Origin of the sequence: Acidovorax sp. HMWF029 (assembly GCF_003060895.1) — a bacterium.
In the GTDB taxonomy this organism is placed as follows: Bacteria; Pseudomonadota; Gammaproteobacteria; order Burkholderiales; family Burkholderiaceae_C; genus Acidovorax.
Map to the genome: position 1 here is coordinate 30,495 of NZ_QAIH01000209.1, position 14,936 is coordinate 45,430.

Here is a 14,936-nt window from a genome sequence, read left to right on the forward strand (position 1 = left end):
TTACACCGCCTCCCCGCGCTTGATTTCATGTTCTATTTCTTCCTGAATCTTGCCCCATTGGCGCACAAACTGGCGGCGGCAAAGCTCGAAGAGGCTAAAGCCCGTAACCATCACAAAGATGGCACCAAACCAGCTGGCAAAACCCTTGGCATTCAGCGTTGCACCCAGGAACGTCAACTCAGAGCCGAGCGCTGCATTGAGCTGCAGGTGGTAGGTCATCTCGATCATGCAGGCCGCGCCCAACACCCCCACCAGGGCGGTGCCGCCCAGACCCAGGTACGACGTCCAGAGCTGGCGCAACTTGCCGAATTTGGCCAGGCGCAGGTTCATCATGATCAAGCTGGCCACACCGCCGGGCGCATACATCACCATGAACAGGAACACCAGGCCCAGGTACAGCAGCCAGGCCTTGGACAGCTCGGACAACAGCACAGAAGCCAGCACCAGCAGCACCGCACCAATGATGGGGCCGAAGAAGAACGTGGCCCCTCCCAGGAAGGTGAACAGCAGATATCCGCCTGAACGAACGACGTTGAGGCTATCGGCTCCCGTCACGATCTCGAAGTTGATCGTGGCCAGGCCACCGCCGATCCCGGCAAAGAAGCCCGCAATGATGAACGCGAAGTAGCGCACGCGCTGCGTGTTGTATCCGATGAACTCCACACGCTCGGGGTTGTCGCGCACGGCGTTCAGGATGCGTCCCAACGGTGTGCCGGTAAAGGCAAACATCGCCGCCGTACACACGAAGCAGTACACGGCAATCAGGTAGTACACCTGAATGGCAGGACCGAAGGTGATGCCAAAGAACGACTGGCCATAGACACGGTCGGTAGTGATGCCGCCTTCGCCCCCAAAGAACTCGGGGAACATCAGCGCCATGGAGGCCACCAGCTCGCCAATACCGAGCGTGATCATGGCAAACGTGGTGCCCGACTTCTTGGTCGTGACAAAACCCAGCAGGATGGCAAAGAACGCCCCCGCCAGACCGCCCACAATGGGAATGAGCACCAGCGGAATGTTGAAGCTGCCCTTGCCCGCCATGTTCATCGCATGGATGGCGATGAACGAACCCAGGCCGGTGTAGACCGCGTGGCCGAAGCTCAGCATCCCCCCTTGACCCAGCAGCATGTTGTAGGACAGGCAGATGATGATGAGGTAGCCGATCTGCGAGAGCATGGTCAGCGCCAGGCTGCTGCGAAACAGCATGGGCGCAATGATCAAGGCAATCGCAAACAGCGACCAAATAACGAACCGCCCGACATTCCAGGGCTTGAACCGGTAATGCGCCGTGGCGCTTGAAGCAGTGTTGGTCATCGAATTCATGGCATCAGTCCTCCCGCGTGCCCAGCAGGCCCTTGGGGCGGAAGATCAGGATCAGCACGAGAAACAGGTAGGGCAGGATCGGAGCGACCTGGGAAATCGTGAGCTTGAGCAAGGGATAACCAAAGGTCTGGTCGGTGACCGCCACCCCCACTGCCTTGAAGACGTGGATCAGCGAGTAGTCGAGCGCCACCGCGAAGGTCTGCACCACACCGATCAGCAGTGAGGCGATAAAAGCCCCTGCCAGCGACCCCATACCCCCCACCACCACCACCACAAAGATAATGGAACCCACTGACGCAGCCATGGCTGGCTCAGTCACATAGGTGTTGCCACCGATCACACCGGCAAGCCCCGCCAGTGCAGCACCACCGCCAAAGACCAGCATGAAAACGCGCGGCACGTTGTGGCCCAGCGCTTCCACCATCTCGGGATACTTGAGCGCAGCCTGGATCACCAGGCCAATGCGCGTGCGCGTCAGCAGCAGCCACACGGACACCAGCATCAGAAGGGCCACCAGCATCACAAACGACCGCGACTTGGGGAACTGTGTGCCGTACAGCGAGAACAGCGGCCCCTGCAGTTGCTCAGGCAGGCCATAAGGCACAGTGGAGCGCCCCCATACCAGCTGCACTACTTCCAGGATGAGGTACGAGAGCCCGAAGGTGACCAGCAGCTCGGGCACATGGCCAAACTTGTGCACGCGTCGCAGGGCATAGCGCTCGAACGCAGCCCCGAGCACAAACACCGCCAGCGGCGCCAGCACCAACGCAGGCCAGAAACCTACCACCCCTGAGATGGTGAAGGCGAAGTAAGCACCCAGCATGTAGAAACTGGTGTGTGCAAAGTTGAGCACGCCCATCATGCTGAAGATCAGCGTAAGGCCGGAGCTCAGCATGAACAGCAGGAGCCCGTAGCTCACGCCGTTCAACAAAGAGATCACGAAAAACTCAGGATTCATTGGAATTTTTCATCACGGAGGGAAAAAAAAGGCCCGAGTGGCTCGGGCCTCGAAGCAGTCAGATCAGCGCTTAGGGACGCTTCATCTGGCACGACGTGGGCGTGCTGGCCACATAGGGCTCGTAGTACTTCACAGGCACGAAGGTGTAGCCAGTGTTCTCGGAGTCGATGGGGTACTTACTGCTAGCCTTTTCCCACTTGGAAATGAACAGGCCTTGCTGCAGCTGGTGGTCCGTCTTTCGCATCTCGACTTCACCATTGAAGCTCTTGAACTTCATGCCTTCAAACACGGCAGCCACCTTGACAGGGTCTGTCGACTTGGCCTTGGCAAAACCTTCGGACAGCATGGTGAACGCGTGGTAAACAGCTCCTGTGTACATGTCGTCGTTGAACTTCTTCTTGTAGTCCACCACGATCTTGTTCAGCTCGCCCGGCAAGTTCATGTGGGCGTAGGCCACCATGTACACGCGGCCCGCAGCCGCAGCCCCCATCGCCGTCGGACTACCTGTGACGGAGCCATAGTAGGTGTAGAAATTGACGTTATTCAGGCCTGCATCGTTGGCCGCCTTGATCAACAGCGCGAGGTCCGAACCCCAGTTGCCGGTGATCACGCTGTCGGCGCCCGACGCCTTGATCTTGGCGATGTAAGGGGCAAAGTCGCGCACCTGGGCCAGGGGGTGCAAGTCATCGCCGACGAACTGCACATCAGGGCGTTTACGCTGCATCATTTCCTTGGCGAACTTCGAGACCTGATGGCCGTGCGAGTAGTTCTGGTTGATCAGGTAGACCTTCTTGACCTCGGGCAAGTCTTTCATGTAGGTCGTCAGCGCCTCCATCTTCATGGAGGTGTCTGCATCCAGCCGGAAATGCCAGTAGCTGCACTTGCTGTTGGTGAGATCCGGATCCACGGCAGCGTAGTTCAGGAACAGGACTTCCTTGCCGGGATTGCGTGCGTTGTGCTTTTCCAGCGCGTCGATGATGGCAAGCGCCGGGCCCGAGCCGTTGCCCTGCACCACGTAGCGCGCGCCTTGGTCCATGGCCGAGCGCAGTGCACTGGTGGTCTCTTGTGGGCTGAGCTTGTTGTCGATGCCGATGATCTCGAATTTGACCCCTGCGGCGTTCTTCTTGTTGAACTCTTCGGAGATGAACTGGAAGCTCTTGAGCTGATTGGTTCCTACGGCTGCCATCAGGCCCGACAGCGGGTCCAGCCACGCGATCTTCACCGTCTCACCCTTTTGAGCGAACGCCGCGCCAGCGCTTGCCAATATTACCGATGCCGCTACAGCCTTAATAGCAAATTTCATGGTTTTGTCTCCTAGTGAATCGACACAACGCAGCGTACCGCGTTGCAACAAAGCGATGCTCAGGGATTGCCCCTACCAGCGTCGCACACGTGACTGGCGCTGCGCTCCCCCGAGCGCGCACCAGCCTGGGGCAGTGCAAAAAAGGCCTGCGCATACGATGCGCGCCCATGCATTGCCCCTCCCTGATTACTGGCCCGGAAGCTTGTAGTCCTTGAGCTGCTCACGCAGTTTGGTCTTGAGCATCTTGCCCGTGGCACCGAGCGGAATGGCATCGACAAAAACCACGTCATCCGGAATCTGCCACTTGGCGGTTTTGCCCTCGTAAAACGCCAGCAGCTCATCGCGTGTGACTTCTGTGCCCGGGCGCTTGACCACGGCCACGATGGGGCGCTCGTCCCACTTGGGGTGCGGCATGCCCACACACGCTGCCATGGCAATCGCCGGATGCGCCATGGCGATGTTCTCGATGTCGATGGAGCTGATCCACTCGCCACCCGACTTGATCACGTCCTTGCTGCGGTCGGTGATCTGCATGAAGCCGTCTGCGTCGATGGTCGCCACGTCGCCCGTGGGGAACCAGCCCCGGTCTTGCGCATCCTTGACGAGGGGATTGCCGCCCTCGCCTTTGAAGTAGCTGCCCACGATCCAGGGCCCTTTGACCAGCAGATCGCCATAGGTCTTGCCGTCCCAGGGCAGCTCATTGCCGTCGCCACCCACGATCTTCATGTCCACGCCATAGATCGCACGGCCCTGCTTTTGCAGGATCTTCATCTGCTCATCCTTGGACAGCGCCAGATGCTTGTTCTTGAGCGTGCACAACGTGCCCAGCGGGCTCATTTCGGTCATGCCCCAAGCGTGCAGCACCTCCACGCCGTAGTCCTCCTTGAACGCGTGGATCATGGCCGGTGGGCAGGCCGAGCCGCCGATCACCGTGCGGCGCAGCGTGGAGAACTTCAGGCCCGCAGGTTTCATGTGGCCCAGCATCATCTGCCACACAGTGGGCACACCCGCTGCGTAACTCACCTTCTCCGCTTCGATCAATTCGTAGATCGACTTGCCATCCATCGCCGGCCCCGGGAACACGAGCTTGCAACCCGTGAGCGCGGCCGAGTAAGGAATGCCCCAGGCATTGACGTGGAACATGGGCACCACAGGCAACACAGAGTCCCGGGCCGAGAGGCACATGACATCGGGAAGCGCGGCGGCATAGGCATGCAGCGTGGTCGAACGGTGGCTGTAGAGCGCAGCTTTGGGGTTGCCCGTGGTGCCACTGGTGTAGCACATGCTCGACGCCGAGTTCTCGTCAAATTCGGGCCAAGAATAGTCGGCCGAATACGCACCAATCCACTCTTCATAGCTTGAGAGGCCTGGAACGCCGGAGTCTGCGGGCAGCTTGTCAGCATCGCACAGGGCCACCCACTTTTTCACTGTGGGGCACTTGGCGTGCACGGCCTGCACCAGGGGCAGGAAGGTGAGATCAAAGCACAGCACCTGGTCTTCGGCATGGTTGACGATCCACGCAATCTGGTCGGGGTGCAGGCGCGGGTTGACAGTGTGCAGCACGCGGCCCGAGCCGGAGACGCCGAAGTACATCTCCATGTGGCGGTACCCGTTCCAGGCCAGTGTCGCCACGCGGTCGCTGAATTGCAGTTGCAGATCATCGAGTGCATTGGCCAGACGGCGTGCACGTGCCGCCAAATCGCGGTAGGTGTAGCGATGAATGTCACCCTCTACCCGCCGGGAGACGATTTCGGCGTCGCCATGGTGGCGTTCAGCGAACTCGATCAACGACGAGATCAGCAACGGTTGACTTTGCATCAGGCCCAGCATGGGTACTCCTTGAATGTTGTAGTGAAGGGAAAGATCATGGTAGCGTGCAGCGTTGGCCCCTGGTGTCTCCAACGTCATGCAACCAGGCGACTGATCTCCATCGGCCAACCGGGCGCCGCGCAGCCTTCCACCGGCTTTGGCACACGACTACCGGCTCTCCACGGCAGGCAAGTCGCCAGTGTGCGCTGACCGGCTGTGACTGCCAACACCTGTCGTCCCATTGACAAAGCCCAAGGGATAACCCTGAACCCTGCTCCACCGTGCAGCGACAATCGCGCACATGCTCAGCACCCTTCCTCCTGCTCCGCGCTTCATTTCAGCCCAGCCCTGGTTTTCCAGCGTGCCAAACGCGCTGAAGGAGCGCCTGCGCGAGGAGGTTTTTTCCGTGCAGGGTGACAAGGGCGCAGTCATGATGCACGCAGGCAGCGCGGTTGAAGGCTGGCATGCGGTTCTGTCAGGCCTGGTCATGTTGCAGAGCCCGGCCGGCAAGGGGCGGTCGTCGGCCTTCATCGGCGTACCAGATGGAGAGTGGTTTGGCGAAGGCTCTGCCATGAAGCCAGAACCACGCAGATACAACGTGGTGGCGCTGCGGCCAACCACGCTGCTGTGCCTGCCGCTGCCGCTGTTTGCCACGCTGCGCGAAAGCAGCCTGGCGTTCAACCAGTTCCTGGTGCAACACCTGAACATGCGGCTCGGGCAGGCCATGACCATTATCGAGGCCGGACGCACGCAGTCGCCCGAGCACCGCGTCGCGCTGTATTTGAGCCGTTTGTTCTGGCGCAGCACGCGCAGGCTCAACCTCACACAGGACGAGCTGGGCCAGCTGGTGGGCCTGTCGCGCCAGACAGTGAACCGCGTGCTGCGCACGCTGGAGGAAGGGGGCATCGTGTCACTGGACTTCGGCAAAGTGGCCATCGTGGACGATGAGGCGCTCGGCGCATACCTCACAGCCACGGCAGCAGCATGAAAGGACATGGGGAAACAGCATCAGGCGCGCGGCCCCCTGGTACGCATCAAAGATGAACTTGCGCGGCCATGACCGCCACTCTTGGCCCGGGCATGCGTGCTGCGGATAGCCGGTGTGCACAAAGGCGCGCACGCTCCTTCATCACAGCGCAGGGCGCAAGGCGGCGCGACTGGCAGGCCATGACGATGGCGGCCTGCAGGTCAGCTCCTGCACGCTGCCCAGAAGTGCATAGTTGCCCGTGTCGGCTTGGCTGCCGCTGTGCAGCTGGGGCCATTGGAAGAAGCCAAGCACATCCAGCCCTTAGTTGACCGTGACCACCAAAACGTTGGTCGCTCGCGCCAGCGCCACACCGTTGTACTTCGCAACCTGTTGCGCGCCTGCAAGCGCTGGTTTGGCTTGCCGCCTGGGCAGTTCCGAACGCTGCTGCTGACGGAGCCGGAAGCAGCGCCTACCTCCTGAGAATCTGCAGCGGCAACGCCCCATGGCCTTGCACGCCTTGTGCCATCAGCGGTGCGAGACAATTGGGACCATGAACCTGAGCGCCGACCAAAGCGAAACCGCCCCCGACCTCGGACTGGCCTGGAACCACCGCTTCGCAGACCTGGGGCCCGCTTTCCACACCGAACTGCGCCCGACCCCGCTGCCCGCCCCCCACTGGGTGGGCACCAGCCCCGATGTGGCCCGGCTGATCGGACTCGACCCATCCACGCTGGGCAGTGACGAAGCGCTGCAGGCCTTCACCGGCAACACGCTGCTGGCGGGCTCGCGCCCCCTGGCCAGCGTGTACAGCGGCCACCAGTTCGGGGTGTGGGCCGGGCAACTGGGCGACGGCCGGGCCATCCTGCTCGGCGAGACGGCAAACGGCCACGAAGTCCAGCTCAAGGGCGCGGGCCGCACGCCCTACTCCCGCATGGGCGATGGCCGCGCGGTGCTGCGCTCCAGCATCCGCGAGTTCCTGTGCAGCGAGGCCATGCACGGTCTGGGCATCCCCACCTCGCGCGCGCTGTGCATCACCGGCTCGCCCGCACCCGTGCGGCGCGAGGAGATCGAGACCGCCGCCGTGGTCACGCGCGTGGCGCCCAGTTTTGTGCGCTTTGGCCACTTCGAGCACTTTGCTGCCAACGGCCAGGAAGCCCCGCTGCAAGCGCTGGCCGACTACGTCATCGACCGCTACTACCCCGAATGCCGGGACACCACGGATTTCGGCGGCAATGCCTACGCCGCCCTGCTGCAGGCTGTGAGTGAGCGCACCGCGCGCCTCATGGCGCAGTGGCAAGCCGTGGGTTTTTGCCATGGGGTGATGAATACCGACAACATGAGCATCCTGGGCCTCACAATCGACTATGGCCCGTTTCAGTTTCTGGACGCCTTCGTGCCGGGCCATGTGTGCAACCACAGTGATTCGCAAGGCCGCTATGCCTACAACCGCCAGCCCAATGTGGCGTACTGGAACCTGTTCTGCCTTGCGCAGGCGCTGATGCCACTGATCGGCGACGAGGAACTGGCCAAGGCGGCGCTGGAGTCTTACAAGGCGGTGTTCCCGCAGGAGTTCATGGCCCGCATGCGCGCCAAGCTGGGCTTGACCACCGTGCACGAGCAGGATGCTCCGCTGATCGATGGCATCCTGCAGCTTCTCGCAAAAAATAGCGTGGACTACACCATCTTCTGGCGCCGGCTCTCGCTTGCCGTGGGCAGCGGCGATTTCGAGCCGGTGCGCGACCTGTTTACCGATCGCGCGGCCTTCGATGCATGGTTGCTATCATATTCAGAGCGGCAAATGATTAATAGTCAGGCGGAAGCAGCCAATTTGATGCTCAAAACCAACCCTAAGTTCGTGCTGCGCAACCACTTGGGCGAGCAGGCCATCCGCGCGGCGAAACTTGGCGACTTCAGCGAACTCCAAACTCTGCAGCGGCTGCTGGAGCGCCCGTTCGACGAGCACCCCGGGCACGACGCCTACGCTGCCTTTCCGCCCGACTGGGCGTCTTCCATCGAGATCAGCTGTTCATCATGACCCATCCCATCCAGAAGACCGACGCCGAATGGCAAGCCGTGCTGCGAGAAAAAGGCGCCGAGCCTGTGGCCTTCCAGGTCACCCGCCACGCCGCAACCGAGCGCCCATTTACCGGCAAGTACGAAACCCATTGGGCCGATGGCAGCTACCACTGCATCTGCTGCGATGCCAAACTGTTTGACTCGGACACCAAGTTCGACGCAGGCTGCGGCTGGCCCAGCTTCTCCCAGGCCATCCCTGGCGCCATCACCGAAATCGTGGATCGCAGCCACGGCATGGTCCGCACAGAGACGGTGTGTGCACAATGCGGGGCCCATCTGGGCCACGTGTTTGAAGATGGCCCGGCACCCACCGGCCTGCGCTATTGCATGAACTCCGCGTCGCTCGACTTCGAATCCGACAAGGGCTGACCGCCGAGAATGTCCCCGACTCCATGAAAATCCTGATCGACTTCTTCCCCATCCTGCTGTTTTTCGGGGCCTACAAGTTCTATGGCATCTATGTGGGCACAGCCGTGCTCATGGCCGCCACCGTGGTGCAGATGGGCCTGATCTACGCCATCGACCGCCGCCTGCAGACCATGCACAAGGTCACGCTGGTGCTCATCTTGCTGTTTGGTACGCTCACGCTGGTTTTGCAGGACGACCGGTTCATCAAATGGAAACCCACGGTGCTCTATGGCGCCATGTCCCTCGCGCTGGCCGTGGCCCTGTGGGCGATGAAGAAAAACTTCCTCAAGATGCTGCTGGGCAGCCAGCTGGACCTGCCCGACCGGGTGTGGCTGCGGCTCAATGTAGCGTGGATCGTTTACTGCGCCTTCATGTCCGCCATCAACGCTTATGTGGTGGTCAACTTCAGCACCGAGGCCTGGGTGGACTTCAAGCTATGGGGCTACGCCTTCCCGCTTGTATTCCTGATCGGCCAGGGCGTCTACATTGCGCCGCACCTCAAGGGCGACGAGCCCGCTGCCTGAGCCATGGAGACCACCATGCCCCGCCTTTCCATTGCCCAGCAGATGCACCAGGTCCTTACTCAGCGGCTGGCCCCCACCGCCCTCGAAGTGCTGGACGAAAGTGCGGCCCATGCGGGCCACTCCGGGGCCAACGGCACCGGTTTTGGCACGCATTTCCGGGTCCGGATCTCGTCACCTTTGTTTACAGGCAAGCCCCGGGTGGCGCAGCACCGCCTTGTGTATGATGCGCTGCAAGAATTTATTGACCAAGGCGTGCACGCCCTTGCGATTGAAGTTCTCTGAACCGGCCTCAGATAGCAGACTGCCGGAATTCAGCTGGCACAAAACAACCTCTCTTATTTTGGATTTCGCATGAAGAAACAGCTCCTGTCCGGCCTCGTGGCCGCCGCCGTGCTGGGCACGATGGCCCTGCCCGCTTCCGCCCAGAACGTGGCCATCGTCAACGGCAAGGCCGTGCCGAAAGAGCGCGTTGAGGCACTCAAACAGCAGGTGGAACGCTCGGGCCGTCCGGTGACGCCAGACATCGAAGGCCAGATCAAGGAAGAAGTGATCGCCCGCGAAATTTTCATGCAGGAAGCCCAAAAGCGCGGCCTGGAAGCCTCGGCCGACTACAAGGCCCAGATGGAACTGGCCCGCCAGAGCATCCTGATCCGCGAACTGTTCGCCGACTACCAGAAAACCAACCCGGTGACCGACGCCGAAATCCAGGCCGAATACGACAAGTTCGTGGCAGCCAATGGCGGCAAGGAATACAAGGCCAGCCACATCTTGGTGGAGAAGGAAGCCGACGCCAAGGCCATCATCGCGTCCATCAAGAAGGGCGCCAAGTTCGAAGACATCGCCAAGAAGCAGTCCAAGGATCCAGGCTCCGGCGCCAAGGGTGGCGACCTGGACTGGGCCAACCCCGCCAGCTACGTGAGCGAGTTCACCGATGCCCTGGTCAAGCTCGAAAAGGGCAAGATGACCGATGCGCCCGTGAAGAGCCAGTTTGGCTGGCACGTGATCCGCCTGGACGATGTGCGCCAGGCCCAGCTGCCCAAGCTGGAAGAGGTCAAGCCCCAAGTGGCGCAACAACTGCAGCAGCAAAAACTGGCAAAGTTCCAGGAAGACCTGCGCGCCAAGGCCAAGGTCGAGTAATCGGGCCAGACCGGCATCCGCAGGGATGCCCCCAAAAAAAACGCGGCCTAGGCCGCGTTTTTTTATGCCCGCAGGAAACGGTCTACTACCGGCAATTCATCCGCAGAGCAGCATGTTCTTTCCGTGAGCCAGTCGGTGGTTACGACCTGCCCAGCCACCAGGCCACCGCCATTAACAGACCAATCATCACCGGTTGGTGAAGCATGTAGTAGCTCAGGCTCCAGCGCCCCAGTACCGACAAGGGCCGAACGATGCCGGGCAGTGGCCGCGACAGCAGCACCGCCTGGCGAGCCAGCATCCACTGGCCCGCAGCTAGCCCCCACCACATCACGCCCAACCAAGGGAAAACAGGCACATAGTCTTCAGTGAAAGGCTTGCGGGATACCAGACCCAGCCAGTTGAGGGCCCGGCCGTTGAACCAGGGCGCCGCCTCCGCCCAAATGCCCGCCAGCAGATGCTGCGCCAGGGGGGGCAGGGCCACAGCCACCAGCCCCGCCAGCCACAGCCACCGCCCCCAGCCAGATGTGCACCGGGCAATGAGCAGCATCACGGCCATGCCATGCAAAACCCCGAAGTAGATGAAGCTCTGCGGAAACATGGCAAACGAGCCCAGCGTCACCAACAGCGCGCAGCCCGCGATCTGCGTCCAGCGGCGCCCGAAACGCTGCCACCCCTGCCCCTGGTGCCACGCTATGGCCTGACCCAGCCCAGCGCAGAATAGAAAAAGGCTCACGATGAAGGTGCGCTGCGTGGTCCAGAACGGGTCCACGCGAAAGTTCTGCGGCCAGAAACCAAAATGGCCCAGGTCAAAACAGAAGTGAAAGGCGGTCATCCACACCATCGCCACCCCTCGCAGGGCATCCACCGCGTCATAGCGCTGACCAGTGGTGTTCGGGGAGCCCGTCCACGGGCTTGAGGCAGAAGACGGGGAGACAGGCAGAGAAAGTTTCATGGGGTGACCGATCAGGCGGCGATTGGACGGAGGCGCCACAGGCTTCGGCGCCATCCGGGACGCCCCGATGGTAAGGACGTTTGCCCCTGTCACTCACTTGCCCCGCACCGCAACAGGCAAGAAAAAAGGCCTTGCAGCATTTGCTGCAAGGCCTTCAAACATTGGTCGGAGCGGCGGGATTCGAACTCGCGACCCTCTGCTCCCAAAGCAGATGCGCTACCAGGCTGCGCTACGCTCCGACAGCTCGTATTCTAACCCGCCGAATTCCTAGTTTTTAGTTTGGCGCTTGGTTTTCGCAATTTTTTTTGAAAAATGCAAGCGACCAACAAAAACAGGAACCCCGCCGCCACTGGCTAAGCGGCGTGTGTGCGAGATGACTACAAGAAACGGATCAGCCCCTCAGGCTGAAAAGACCAATAAAAAGATGAATGGGTGACCTGCCAGGCAGGCAAACGCTCAGCGGCTGCTCGAGGGGCCAGGGCCACGGCCAGCCAGGTGGCGGAAGGTGATGCGGCCCTTGGTCAGGTCGTAGGGCGACATTTCCAGAGACACCTTGTCACCCGCCAGGATGCGGATGTGGTGCTTGCGCATCTTGCCGCCCGTGTAGGCGATCAGTTGGTGACCGTTGTCCAGCGTCACGCGAAAGCGCGAGTCGGGCAAGACTTCCGTGACGGAGCCTTGCATTTCAATGAGTTCTTCTTTGGCCATGTTCTATCTTTTCAAAACAAATATTCTGTGATCGGCGCCTGAAGCTTGTGCATCCACCATGGCAGCGAAGGCGCGGTCGGAGCTCGACACACGGTGCATTGCGGGCGGTGGGAGTCGCTGCACCCGGGGCGCAGATCAGGCAGAGGGCCGGGGGAGACGGCTTCAGTGGACAGGCGTGAGCACTGTGCTAAGCCTGTCGATTGTACCGCGATGTACCCCCCGTTGCCTATGGGGCAACTCGCCCGGCGGCAGGCGTACAGCCTGGCACCCATGCGGCACCCGTGAGCTCATGCTCATCGCTACCCTGGCATGACCACGGCCATGACCAAGAGCCACACAAAGTCCGCCAGTGAAGTCAAACCTGCCAAACCATTCTGGTCGTCGTAGCCCATGACGGGGGATGTGCCGGTGCGCATCCTTGAACGATGCAAGGAGGACGAGACCAAGGTGCGTTGGATAGCGCGAACTCACCGAACCAGGTGGGTCCAGTGGACTGAGTCAACCACTCCCAAACAGCCCGTCCGCTACGACCTCTGCCCCCTGCATATGCTCGAAACTACTGATACTGGAGCTACAAATAGCCGCCCACAGTAGAAACAACACGATTTATACTGCACACAAAACAATAACATGCACTTTAATTCATTAAATGGTGCCGGGTACGCGTAGCCACAAGTGAGACACCAATCACCAGTAAGCCTCCACGCACAAACCCTGTGACGGCCGCTTGGCACCGCGCATGGCATCGGTTTCTCGCTCAGCGGTACGGGTAACCCATAGGTATTCACCCAAGAGTGCTTGGAGTAAATTACTTTAAGCCTAAACAAAGGAGACAAATCCCATGACCACCCGCCGCCTCGTCATCAGCCGCAGCGCAGCCCTTGTTGGCGCCGCATCCACCGGGCTGCTGCTGCCCTCCATCGTGCGTGCACAAAGCGGCAAGGTGCGAGTAGGCTTCATGCTGCCCTACACCGGCACGTTTGCCCAACTGGGGGTTGCCATAGAGAACGGCGTGCGCCTGGCCATCGACCAGCAAGGTGGCAAGCTTGGCGGCCGTGAAATCGAGTGGTTCAAGGTGGACGACGAGTCCGAACCCAGTAAGGGTGTGGAGAATGCCAGCAAGCTGGTGCAGCGCGACAAGGTGGACGTGCTGATAGGCACCGTGCATTCGGGCGTGCAAATGGGCATCCAAAAGGTGGCGCGTGACACTGGTGTGCTCAACCTGATCCCCAACGCGGGCGTGCATGCCGCAACACGCGCGCTGTGCGCCCCCAACGTGTTCCGCACCTCATTCTCCAACTCCCAGCCCACTCTGGCGCTGGGCAAGGCCATGGTCGAGAAAGGCCACAAAAAGGCCGTGTGGATCACCTGGAAGTACGCAGCCGGGGATGAGGCCTTTGAAGGGTTCAAACAAAGTTACACCGCAGCGGGTGGAACCATTGTGAAAGAGCTTGGCCTGCCCTTCCCCAATGTGGAGTTCCAGGCACTGCTGACCGAAATCGCCGCCCTCAAGCCCGACGCCGTGGCTTGTTTCTTCGCGGGCGGCGGCGCTGCCAAATTCATCAAGGACTATGCAGCCGCAGGCCTGAAGGACAAGATTCCGCTCTATGGCTCGGGCTTTCTCACCGAAGGCGTTCTGGACGCAGCGGGCCCCGCCGCTGAAGGCATCATCACCACCATGCACTACAGCGATTCGCTGGACACACCGCGCAACCAGCAGTTCCGCCTGGAATACGCCAAGGCCTTCCGCAGCCAGCCCGACGTCTACGCGATGCAGGGTTACGACACGGGTCTGCTGCTGGTGCAAGGGGCGAACGCCGTCAAGGGCGACCTCAGTGCCAAGGCTGCTGTCATCAAGGCCATGGAAAGCGCCACCATCGACAGCCCTCGTGGCAAGTGGACCATGAGCAAGGCCCACAACCCCGTGCAGGACATCTACCTGCGCCGCGTTGAAAACAAAGAGAACAAGGTGATCGGCATCGCCGCCAAGGCCCTGGCCGACAGCGGCGCAGGCTGCAGGATGGGCTGACCCGCTCCACGCGGGCGCACACTCCTTTCACCAGCCCGGTCACCATGCCGGGCGCCATGCTGCCGGGTCCGCACCGGGCAGCATGGTCTTCTGCACTCCAACCACGGCACCCGATGGACTTCGCAACCTTCCTGATCCAGTTGCTCAACAGCGTGCAGTATGGGCTGCTGCTGTTCATGCTGGCCGCTGGCCTCACGCTGATCTTCGGGATCATGGGCGTGGTGAACCTGGCGCACGGCAGCTTCTACATGCTGGGCGCTTATCTCGCGTATTCGCTGTCGGGGCATTTCGGCAGCCTGACGCTGGCCATCCTCGGCGGGGCTGCGCTCGCAGTGGTGTTTGGCCTAGCGCTGGAATGGCTGCTGTTTCGCCATTTCTACCATCGCGACCACCTGGACCAAGTGCTGCTGACCTTCGGCCTCATCTACATCTTTGAGGAACTGCGCTCCATCCTATGGGGCGACGACGTGCACGGCGTCCCGATCCCCGCAATGCTGGACTGGTCCATTCCACTCACCGATACCCTCTCCTACCCGGTCTACCGGCTGTTCATCTCGGGCGTGTGCATTGCGCTGGCGCTGGCCTTGTACCTGCTGATCTCCAAGACCCGCCTGGGCATGAAGATCCGCGCCGGAGCCTTCAACCGCGACATGGCCGAGTCGCTGGGCGTGAACATCAAACTGATCCATGCGATTGTCTTTGCACTGGGCGTGGGCCTAGCGGCGGTCGCGGGCATGGTGGC

The 14,936-nt window shown here is 61.2% G+C and carries 14 protein-coding genes and 1 tRNA gene; 8 read left to right on the forward strand and 7 right to left on the reverse strand.

Going from position 1 to position 14,936, the window contains the following annotated elements; translation table 11 throughout:
* The 4 genes from DBR12_RS14650 to DBR12_RS14665 form a co-directional block, all read right to left on the reverse strand.
* Positions 1-1,323 carry a branched-chain amino acid ABC transporter permease gene (locus DBR12_RS14650; RefSeq protein WP_108617935.1) on the reverse strand — a complete coding sequence of 441 codons (1,323 nt, stop codon included), beginning with the start codon at positions 1,321-1,323 and terminating at the stop codon, positions 1-3.
* A gap of 4 nt (positions 1,324-1,327) precedes the next feature.
* Positions 1,328-2,281: a branched-chain amino acid ABC transporter permease gene (locus DBR12_RS14655; RefSeq protein ID WP_063460510.1), complete on the reverse strand. Its 954-nt coding sequence runs from the start codon at positions 2,279-2,281 to the stop codon at positions 1,328-1,330.
* A 70-nt stretch (positions 2,282-2,351) separates the two neighbouring features.
* Positions 2,352-3,584: a branched-chain amino acid ABC transporter substrate-binding protein gene (locus DBR12_RS14660; RefSeq protein ID WP_108617936.1), complete on the reverse strand. Its 1,233-nt coding sequence runs from the start codon at positions 3,582-3,584 to the stop codon at positions 2,352-2,354.
* 186 nt (positions 3,585-3,770) lie between these two features.
* Entirely contained in the window at positions 3,771-5,414 is a 1,644-nt protein-coding gene (locus DBR12_RS14665; protein ID WP_108617937.1) for a 3-(methylthio)propionyl-CoA ligase, read from the reverse strand.
* 280 nt (positions 5,415-5,694) lie between these two features.
* Between DBR12_RS14665 and DBR12_RS14670 the strand changes: the two genes are divergently transcribed.
* The 6 genes from DBR12_RS14670 (at position 5,695) to DBR12_RS14700 (ending at position 10,505) form a co-directional block, all read left to right on the forward strand.
* Positions 5,695-6,381, forward strand: coding sequence for a Crp/Fnr family transcriptional regulator (locus tag DBR12_RS14670; RefSeq protein WP_108617938.1), 687 nt, complete (start codon positions 5,695-5,697; stop codon positions 6,379-6,381).
* 529 nt (positions 6,382-6,910) lie between these two features.
* Positions 6,911-8,395: a YdiU family protein gene (locus DBR12_RS14680; protein WP_108617940.1), complete on the forward strand. Its 1,485-nt coding sequence runs from the start codon at positions 6,911-6,913 to the stop codon at positions 8,393-8,395.
* Positions 8,392-8,805 (forward strand): peptide-methionine (R)-S-oxide reductase MsrB, encoded by a 414-nt coding sequence (msrB, locus tag DBR12_RS14685; RefSeq protein ID WP_063460517.1) that lies wholly within the window; start codon positions 8,392-8,394, stop codon positions 8,803-8,805. Before DBR12_RS14680 ends, msrB begins: the two co-directional genes overlap by 4 nt.
* A 23-nt stretch (positions 8,806-8,828) precedes the next feature.
* Positions 8,829-9,368 carry a septation protein A gene (locus DBR12_RS14690; RefSeq protein ID WP_108617941.1) on the forward strand — a complete coding sequence of 180 codons (540 nt, stop codon included), beginning with the start codon at positions 8,829-8,831 and terminating at the stop codon, positions 9,366-9,368.
* Between the two features lie 15 nt (positions 9,369-9,383).
* Positions 9,384-9,650: a BolA family transcriptional regulator gene (locus tag DBR12_RS14695; protein WP_108617953.1), complete on the forward strand. Its 267-nt coding sequence runs from the start codon at positions 9,384-9,386 to the stop codon at positions 9,648-9,650.
* Positions 9,651-9,719: 69 nt separating this feature from the next.
* Positions 9,720-10,505 carry a peptidylprolyl isomerase gene (locus DBR12_RS14700; protein ID WP_108617942.1) on the forward strand — a complete coding sequence of 262 codons (786 nt, stop codon included), beginning with the start codon at positions 9,720-9,722 and terminating at the stop codon, positions 10,503-10,505.
* 139 nt (positions 10,506-10,644) lie between these two features.
* Here the strand turns inward: DBR12_RS14700 and DBR12_RS14705 are convergent, their stop codons facing one another.
* The 3 genes from DBR12_RS14705 to infA form a co-directional block, all read right to left on the reverse strand.
* The gene (locus DBR12_RS14705; protein WP_108617943.1) at positions 10,645-11,457 is read right to left on the reverse strand and encodes a DUF1624 domain-containing protein; all 813 of its coding nucleotides are present in this window, start codon (positions 11,455-11,457) and stop codon (positions 10,645-10,647) included.
* Between the two features lie 162 nt (positions 11,458-11,619).
* Positions 11,620-11,696, reverse strand: a tRNA-Pro gene (locus DBR12_RS14710).
* A gap of 217 nt (positions 11,697-11,913) precedes the next feature.
* A complete protein-coding gene (infA, locus tag DBR12_RS14715) occupies positions 11,914-12,165 on the reverse strand; it encodes a translation initiation factor IF-1 (RefSeq protein WP_015014402.1) in 252 nt (83 codons plus the stop codon).
* 841 nt (positions 12,166-13,006) lie between these two features.
* Here infA and DBR12_RS14720 point away from each other — a divergent pair.
* Both DBR12_RS14720 and DBR12_RS14725 read left to right on the forward strand, forming a co-directional pair.
* A complete protein-coding gene (locus tag DBR12_RS14720) occupies positions 13,007-14,194 on the forward strand; it encodes an ABC transporter substrate-binding protein (RefSeq protein WP_108617944.1) in 1,188 nt (395 codons plus the stop codon).
* Between the two features lie 113 nt (positions 14,195-14,307).
* The coding region (locus DBR12_RS14725; RefSeq protein ID WP_233244541.1) for a branched-chain amino acid ABC transporter permease at positions 14,308-14,936 on the forward strand (629 nt) is incomplete at its 3' end.

What these genes read in the sequence shown, in the direction of transcription:
- DBR12_RS14650 (WP_108617935.1), bottom strand. Translation starts at nt 1,323, where the DNA reads ATGAATTCGATGACCAACACTGCTTCAAGCGCCACGGCGCATTACCGG.
- DBR12_RS14655 (WP_063460510.1), bottom strand. Translation starts at nt 2,281, where the DNA reads ATGAATCCTGAGTTTTTCGTGATCTCTTTGTTGAACGGCGTGAGCTAC.
- DBR12_RS14660 (WP_108617936.1), bottom strand. Translation starts at nt 3,584, where the DNA reads ATGAAATTTGCTATTAAGGCTGTAGCGGCATCGGTAATATTGGCAAGC.
- DBR12_RS14665 (WP_108617937.1), bottom strand. Translation starts at nt 5,414, where the DNA reads ATGCTGGGCCTGATGCAAAGTCAACCGTTGCTGATCTCGTCGTTGATC.
- DBR12_RS14670 (WP_108617938.1), top strand. Translation starts at nt 5,695, where the DNA reads ATGCTCAGCACCCTTCCTCCTGCTCCGCGCTTCATTTCAGCCCAGCCC.
- DBR12_RS14680 (WP_108617940.1), top strand. Translation starts at nt 6,911, where the DNA reads ATGAACCTGAGCGCCGACCAAAGCGAAACCGCCCCCGACCTCGGACTG.
- msrB (WP_063460517.1), top strand. Translation starts at nt 8,392, where the DNA reads ATGACCCATCCCATCCAGAAGACCGACGCCGAATGGCAAGCCGTGCTG.
- DBR12_RS14690 (WP_108617941.1), top strand. Translation starts at nt 8,829, where the DNA reads ATGAAAATCCTGATCGACTTCTTCCCCATCCTGCTGTTTTTCGGGGCC.
- DBR12_RS14695 (WP_108617953.1), top strand. Translation starts at nt 9,384, where the DNA reads ATGCCCCGCCTTTCCATTGCCCAGCAGATGCACCAGGTCCTTACTCAG.
- DBR12_RS14700 (WP_108617942.1), top strand. Translation starts at nt 9,720, where the DNA reads ATGAAGAAACAGCTCCTGTCCGGCCTCGTGGCCGCCGCCGTGCTGGGC.
- DBR12_RS14705 (WP_108617943.1), bottom strand. Translation starts at nt 11,457, where the DNA reads ATGAAACTTTCTCTGCCTGTCTCCCCGTCTTCTGCCTCAAGCCCGTGG.
- infA (WP_015014402.1), bottom strand. Translation starts at nt 12,165, where the DNA reads ATGGCCAAAGAAGAACTCATTGAAATGCAAGGCTCCGTCACGGAAGTC.
- DBR12_RS14720 (WP_108617944.1), top strand. Translation starts at nt 13,007, where the DNA reads ATGACCACCCGCCGCCTCGTCATCAGCCGCAGCGCAGCCCTTGTTGGC.